Origin of the sequence: Paenibacillus sp. Aloe-11 (genome assembly GCF_000245715.1) — a bacterium.
GTDB lineage: Bacteria > Bacillota > Bacilli > Paenibacillales > Paenibacillaceae > Paenibacillus > Paenibacillus kribbensis.
In genome coordinates this window covers 33,279-37,958 of the sequence record NZ_JH601080.1, presented here as the reverse complement: position 1 = coordinate 37,958, position 4,680 = coordinate 33,279, and the positions used below count along the sequence as shown (strand labels likewise).

Sequence of the window (4,680 nt, the reverse complement as noted above, 5' to 3'; positions counted from 1 at the left end):
TAATGAACACGACGGTGCGCAGGCCGTACCCTTCGTTCAGAGATTCCGGAATATAGCCACACAAATTCACTTATGCTTCACCCGGTCGCGAACTTCGGCTTGCTTGGCAGCATTGAAGCGAACGGTATAATCACCTGTCAGATATCCGGTTACCCGACGCAAGCGTTGAAAGTGCGTGTGTTCCTCGTCTGTGCCACATTGGGGACAGCTTGTCCCGATAATTCCCTCATAGCCGCAGTCCGTGCAGCGGTCTACCGGATGGTTGATGGAGAAGTAGCCGATGTTCTGACCAAGTGCGTACTGCACAATTTTAAGAAACGCATCCGGGTTATTCCGCGCATTGCCGTCCAGTTCGATGTACGAAATCGCGCCGGCGTTGCACAGATTATGGAACGGAGCCTCCAAACTGATTTTACGGGCAGCCGGCAGCGTGTAATACACAGGAATATGGAAAGAATTCGTGTAGTATTCTCGATCATTCACCTCGGGAATAATTCCAAAATCACGTTGGTCCAGTAGTGTAAACTTGCCGGACAAGCCTTCGGCAGGTGTAGCGAACAATGTAATGTTCAGGTTGTAATGTTCACTCATCCGGTCACAATACACGCGCATGGAAGTGATGACTCGCTGAGCCTCACGGTATACAGCGTCATCCTCTCCGTGGTGCTTGCCATACAGTGCCTTCATGCATTCGGCTAACCCGATAAACCCGAGCGACAGCGTACCGTGTTTTAATATGCTTCCCACCTTTTCATTCGGCTCCAGCTTTTCTCCACCTTCCCATACGCCTTCGCGCATCATAAAGTCTGACGCTTTGGCAGGCTGGCTGGTTTGGATATGATAGCGGTGCAGGAGTCCATCCACAGCAATGCGCATAACCTCTTCCAGTTTGGCATCAAAGCCATCCCGGTCAGGCAGCTTGCGCTTGCCTGTGCAAATGCCATATTCAATGCCGAGACGCACCAGATTAATGGTATTAAACGAGAGATTCCCCTTGCCGCTTTGACGGTTTCTGCCGAAACGGTCAGCAATGGTGCGGGTACGGCAGCCCATCGTTGCAATGATGGTATCCGGGTCATCTGCGCGGTAATATGGCAGATTAAAGGTAGCATCCACATTCACAAAATTGGGATACATCCGTTTGCTGGAGCATTCTACAGCCTTTAAGAACAGATCGTAGTTGATATCGCCCTCTGCTTGATTGACTCCTTTTTTACATTGGAAAATATGCTGTGGAAAAATAGGAGTTTCCCCGCTGCCCAGGCCGCGAATCGTGGCTTCCAGCAGCGATTGCGAGACAAGCCGTCCCTCAGCAGAAGTACACATCCCGTAATTCAGTGAAGTGAACGGAATTTGTCCCCCCGCCCGACTGCTCATGGTGTTCAGGTTATGAATGAGCGATTCAGCGGCCTGCCGGGTCTCTGTCTCCGTTTCTTCGCATGCAAATGCATAGGAACGAGGGCAGATTGCCTGCAATTGGGTATTGGCTATATGTAGTTCATCCTCAGACAGCGCAGGCATAATCTCTTCCTCAAACAGCCGGAGTCCCTTACGCAAGTGCTTGCGGAAGGACCGGGCAACATAAGGAGCAAGGTCCCAATCTATTTTATTGGCGGAGACCCCCCCGAATTGGCTGTTTTGCTGGGACTGGAATATGATAGCGACCAGTGCCATAGCGGACATGATCGTTTGCGGTGTGCGCACAGAGCCATTGCCTGTATTAAAGCCGTCTTGCAGCAAACGACCAAAAGGGATAAAGATACAATTCGTAGTTCCGAGCGCATATTGGTCCAAATCGTGAACATATACATATCCGTGGTCAATGGCGTTCGTCAGTTCAGGCGGAAGCACACGCAGGCGCGCATACCATTTGGCATACTCGGAGCCGAGCTTGCTCATTTTGCCGCTGAATGATTCTCCGTTCAGGTTTGCATTCTCGCGCAGCATGTCCAGATCTTGTGCCCCTATGACCCGCTCGCCGATATCGTATAATTGATGTTCCTCCAGCACTTTCATCGTAAAACCCTCCATATAGTAAAATATATATTATTTCCACAAAAACAACATATTGATGATATTGTGTTCTAAGTAATTGTTTCGATCTATATATTGTATATAGGGATGTTACGAGAGTATGTGACTATTGTCACATCCATGCGGAGGCGCGGAGCACAAAAAAAGTCAGGTATAGAGTAAAGAACACATCTGTAGATACGCTCTTTACTCTATACCTGACTATGGAATACGTGATGAAAAAAAATATAGAATTGTGGGTCTAGAGCAACTTTTTTAACTGAGACACCCGGCCCTGGGAAATATCGAGCATTTCGGCATAAACTTTTTGTGGCAGGTTTGGATGTTCCTGAATCAGCTTGCGGAGCTTTTTTACCATTTCACCCTGTTGCACTCTAGATTGCTTAGGTCGCCAGGTTGTATTGGTTTGGATCGGTTTGACATGTTCTTGAGCATGGATGGCATCGGTGCTGGTGGCATGTACATTTTCCTCTGTCTTTAATACCTGGATGCAGTCTGCGCAAATAAAGCTGTCTCGAAAATAAGTTAAATGATCAACTGTGCCGCAAAATTTGCAGGAGACTCCGGTATACTTTCTTAACACAAATCCTTCTTCATTTACGAAAAACTCAAGCGAATCACCAATATTGATATCCATCGTGGTGCGCATTTCCTTAGGAAGTACAATTCGCCCCAATTGATCCAGAGGCCGTGTCATTCCGGTATTTTTCATCCTTACTTCCTCCTTTCGTGATATATCCTGATTATACCAAAAAATATCATTTTTTGCTTTGAATATTGCAGGGAAAAATAACTTTTTTTGTTTTTTTGCTATGGCTTCTCTTTCATCCAATATTAGGAGGATTTCGGAATTGTTGCCGGGCTTCTCCTTTTTCGCTATGATAGATTAAAACGCTTTCATGTAGACCTTTTCATCATATTTTGAATGGGATAAGGAGATGACGGATATGAGTCATGAAACAACGGATATCGAATATTTATTTCAAGATCCGAAGATTCATCTGGATGAGCGTGTACGAGATTTAGTGTCCCGGCTAACCTTGGAGGAAAAGATTGAATCCATGCTGCAATATCAGCCTGCCATTGATCGTTTGGGAGTCGCGGCGTACAAGCACGGTACGGAAGCGGCACACGGTATAGCCTGGCTGGGTGAGGCGACTTCATTTCCTCAGCCCGTGGGATTGGCGTGTACATGGGATACGGAATTGATGCGGCAGATTGGCTCTGTGATCGGAGATGAGGCGCGTGTCTATTACCGCCGTGATCCGAAATTAAACGGCCTGACCCTGTGGGCACCTACGGTGGATATGGAGCGTGACCCAAGATGGGGACGGAACGAGGAAGCCTATGGCGAGGACCCGTATTTGACAGGGGAGCTATCGAAAGAGCTAGTTAAGGGAATACAGGGCGATCATCCGGTCTATTTGAAGGCGGTTGCGACGTTAAAGCATTTCCTGGGCAACAATAATGAAGTGGATCGGGGAAGCGGCTCTTCCAGTATAGATCCGCGGAACCTGAGAGAATATTATCTGCGGGCCTTCGAGAAGCCTTTTACGGAAGGTGGAGCCCAGTCCATGATGACCTCCTATAACCTGATTAATGGAACGCCTGCGACGTTATATCATGGGGTTAACGATATTGTCAGGGGCGAATGGGGGATGGATGGCTTTGTCGTTAGTGATGCGGGTGACGTCATGGGGATTGCCAACGACCACCAGTATTATGACTCTCATACGCCGGGTGTGGCCGAATCCATTCGAGTGGGAATTGACAGCATAACGGATGATGCGGAGCTTTCCAAGCAGGCAATCCGTGAGGCGTTGGCGCAAGGAACGCTAGAGGAGGCAGATCTGGATCGGGCACTATTCCATACGTTCCGTGTCCGGTTCCGTTTGGGAGAGTTTGATCCGGCGGCAGACAATCCCTATGCGTTGATCGGGGAAGAGCATCTAATGACGGAGCAAGCCCGTGAATTGTCGCTGCGCGCGGCAAGGGAGCAGGTCGTGCTGCTCAAAAATGAGCGCGGGCTTTTGCCGCTGGACCCTGCGCAGTGTGGCAAGGTAGCCGTGATCGGTACGCTCGGAAATGAGGTGTACCGCGACTGGTATTCCGGTACATTGCCTTATCGGGTGACACCTCTGGAAGCGATTTGCGCCAAGCTGGAAAGCGAGGACACGAAGGAACGCGTCATGTACCGCGATGCCAAGGATCGTGTGGTCCTAACGGCGGCGGCCGACGGGGCGAAGCTTACAGTCGATCCTTCCGGTGAAATGCGGTTGTCCCATGAAGGCGAGCCGACGGTATTAACCATGACAGATTGGGGCTATGGAAGCGTGACGTTAGCCGATGAGCATCTGGGTGCTTATATGACGAGCGATGAAGAAACGCTTCGTGTGACAGCTGAAGAGGCCTATGGCTGGTATGTTAAAGAAGTGTTCGGACTGACTCCTGTTGAAAAAGGGAAGTGTGTGTGGACGACATGGAACGGCAAGCCTGTGGTATCTGGGGCGGAGGGCTCATTAAAGGTAGTGGAGACCACAAGCTCCGTTCCCAACGCTGTAGCAGGTAACGCTTCGACAGTCTCAACGGCCTCAGGGCAGGGCCATGCGACGTTCCAGGTAGAAACGGTGTCGGATGGTTTAGCGG

The 4,680-nt window shown here is 49.5% G+C and carries 3 protein-coding genes and 1 pseudogene; 1 reads left to right on the top strand and 3 read right to left on the bottom strand.

Annotation, left to right across the window (positions count from 1 at the left end):
• The 3 genes and pseudogenes from WG8_RS29175 to WG8_RS23970 form a co-directional block, all read right to left on the bottom strand.
• Positions 1-70, bottom strand: a pseudogene (locus WG8_RS29175) (anaerobic ribonucleoside-triphosphate reductase activating protein); the annotation flags it as partial.
• A complete protein-coding gene (locus WG8_RS23975) occupies positions 67-2,016 on the bottom strand; it encodes an anaerobic ribonucleoside triphosphate reductase (protein ID WP_007432872.1) in 1,950 nt (649 codons plus the stop codon). The pseudogene WG8_RS29175 and the gene WG8_RS23975, both read right to left, overlap by 4 nt.
• Positions 2,017-2,275: 259 nt before the next feature.
• Positions 2,276-2,746 (bottom strand): AbrB/MazE/SpoVT family DNA-binding domain-containing protein, encoded by a 471-nt coding sequence (locus WG8_RS23970; RefSeq protein WP_007432871.1) that lies wholly within the window; start codon positions 2,744-2,746, stop codon positions 2,276-2,278.
• 235 nt (positions 2,747-2,981) lie between these two features.
• Between WG8_RS23970 and WG8_RS29170 the strand changes: the two genes are divergently transcribed.
• The coding region (locus WG8_RS29170) for a glycoside hydrolase family 3 protein (protein WP_007432870.1) at positions 2,982-4,680 on the top strand (1,699 nt) is incomplete at its 3' end.